The sequence below is a fragment of the Cupriavidus sp. 05N38 genome, assembly GCF_056397345.1.
This window is the reverse complement of the sequence record NZ_JBFTNF010000167.1, coordinates 1-976: the sequence shown is the minus strand read 5'-3', so window position 1 is coordinate 976 and position 976 is coordinate 1. Positions and strand designations below refer to the sequence as shown.

The 976-nt window shown below is 66.2% G+C and carries 1 protein-coding gene; it reads right to left on the bottom strand.

The window, feature by feature from the left end; all coding sequences use genetic code 11:
- A partial coding sequence (prpC, locus tag AC1DK4_RS40700) for a bifunctional 2-methylcitrate synthase/citrate synthase (protein ID WP_477132270.1) occupies positions 1 to 976 on the bottom strand: 976 nt, incomplete at both ends.

The following is a 976-nucleotide window of genomic DNA, read 5'->3' as shown; positions in this document are numbered from 1 at the left end:
GGCACGCCCATCATGTGGTAGCTCACCGCGCTGAACCAGTCCAGGTTGGCGAACATCTTCTTGCCATCCTGCATGGTGGCTTCAATGCGATCGGCAATGTCGAACATCTTCATCGAGCCGGCGTCGCTGGATAGCTTGCGCGCCACTTCCTTGATCACCTGGTTGCGCGGGTCGGAAACCGTGTACACCGGGTGGCCGAAACCGATCACCACTTCCTTGTTTTCCACGCGGCGCTTGATGTCGGCCTCGGCTTCGGCGGGGCTGTCGTAGCGCTTCTGGATCTCGAACGCCACTTCGTTGGCGCCGCCGTGCTTGGGGCCGCGCAGCGCGCCGATGGCGCCGGCGATCGACGAGTACATGTCCGAGCCGGTGCCGGCGATCACGCGGGCGGTGAAGGTGGAGGCGTTGAACTCGTGCTCGGCGTACAGGTTCAGCGAGGTCTGCATGGCGCGTTCCCACAGCGCCGAGGGCTTCTCGCCGTGCAGCAGGTGCAGGAAGTGCGCGCCGATGGAGTCGTCGTCGGTCTCGACCTCGATGCGGCGGCCGTTATGGCTGTAGTGGTACCAGTACAGCAGCATCGAGCCGAAGCTGGCCATCAGGCGGTCGGCGATGTCGCGCGCGCCCGGGGTGTTGTGGTCTTCCTTCTCGGGCAGCACGGTGCCGAGCACGGACACGCCGGTGCGCATCACGTCCATCGGGTGGGCGCTGGCGGGCACCCATTCGAGCGCGGCCTTGACGTTGGCGGGCAGGCCGCGCAGGGCCTTGAGCTTGGCCTTGTAGGCCTTGAGTTCGGCGCGGGTGGGGAGCTTGCCGTGCACCAGCAGGTGGGCGATCTCCTCGAATTCGCAGGTCTCGGCGATGTCGAGGATGTCGTAGCCGCGGTAGTGCAGGTCGTTGCCGGTGCGGCCGACCGTGCAGAGCGCAGTATTGCCGGCGGCAACGCCCGACAGGGCGACGGATTTCTTCGGCTTCGGGG